This is a genomic window from Diaphorobacter sp. B2A2W2 (genome assembly GCF_056730635.1).
In genome coordinates this window covers 1-1534 of the sequence record NZ_JBWZOR010000022.1, presented here as the reverse complement: position 1 = coordinate 1534, position 1534 = coordinate 1, and the positions used below count along the sequence as shown (strand labels likewise).

Genomic DNA, 1534 nt, shown 5'->3' with positions numbered 1-1534 from the left:
CGACCGCAGCACCACCAGCTACAAGTCCGACCATGAGAAAGCCAGCGAGTTCGAGCGGGTGGGCATCAATGGAGAAGGCTCCAGCGGCACCAACAACACCAAGGGCGGACAGTATTCCACCGCCAGCGTGGGCGAGGAGCTGCTGGCTGGCAGCTCGATCGTGGCCCGCTACCGCGTGGGCGCCGCAGCGCCGCGCGCCAGCGCCAGCACATTCACGCCGCCGGCCGTGGTGCTGGACCTGTGCCCCTACACGACGCATCGCATCGTCGCCGGCAGCGTGCAGTTCCGCTGGATGGGGCAGACATACACAGACTTCGAGGGCGTGATCTACCGCGACCGCACCGACACAAACCCCGGCATCGCCAGCGGCACCATCAACTACCAGGAAGGGGTGGCGCTTATGACCGATTACGTGGTCGGCGGTACCGGCCCCACGGACTTCCAGCTGCAGAGCCTCTTCACCTCGGCAGACCAGTGGAGCACGGCCAGCCTGTTTTTCTCGACCGACGCCGCGCCGCTGCGCGCAGGCCCGGGGGGCTTCGTGCTCACCGTGGTGGACCTGCAGGGCGCAACGCTCACGGCCAACGTCGATGCACAGGGCAACATCACGGGAAGCCACATGCGCGGCAAGATCGAGTTTGCGCGCGGCGGGGTGGAGCTGCAGTTCGGTGACTTCGTGCTGGATGCCGACCTCACGGCCGAGGACAAGGCCGAATGGTGGTATGACGCGGCCGAGGTCGGCGCCGTGCAGGCCGGAAAGATCTGGCGCCCCTGGCCCGTAGACCCCACCACGTTGCGCTACAGCGCGGTGAGCTATATCTACTTGCCGGTGGATGTGAGCCTCATGGGTATCGACCCTGCGGCCCTGCCGCCCGACGGTCGCGTGGCGTATGCGCGCCCGGGCGACACCTGTGTTGTGGGCCTCACGCACGGCGGCTCGGCCTTTGCGCCCAGCCTCACGACATACAACGTCGGGCATGAGCGCTTGTCCTTCGTGCAGGTGCTGGACGATGCCACGGGCGCTGAAGTCACCACCGGCTACACGGCGAACCTGGATGCGGGCACCGTCACGTTCACCGACCTGACGGGCTATCCCGCGCTGATCCGCGTGGTGGGCCGCACCGAGGTGTACCGCCAGATCGCCGAGGTGCGTATCGACGGCAAGGTCAAGCTCACCCAGCCTGTGGGCTATGCCTTCCCCATCGGGGCCGTGTTCTCCACCGCGCTGCGCCAGGGCGACCGCTTCGCGCGCGTCTCCCGCGTGTACGACCAGCAGAGCTGGAACGGCACCACCTGGTATGACGGTGTCGACCCGGCCAGCGGACAGGCGGCTGCCACCTTCGACGCCATCAACTTTCCCATCCAGGTCAACAACCGCGGTGCGATCACGGAGCGCTGGGCGCTCAAGATCCGCACCGGCGGCACCACGTTCGACCTGATCGGCCAGCACCTGGGACAGATCGGCTCCGGCAACATCGGCGAGGCGTTCTCGCCCATGAACGTCGCGGCCGCAGTGCCCTACATGACCATCCCC

The 1534-nt window shown here is 67.3% G+C and carries 1 protein-coding gene; it reads left to right on the top strand.

Annotated features, from left to right (window positions below; all coding sequences use genetic code 11):
• Positions 1-1534: hypothetical protein (locus tag AC1PPL_RS19265; RefSeq protein WP_479973958.1), on the top strand; the 1534-nt coding region annotated here is incomplete at both ends.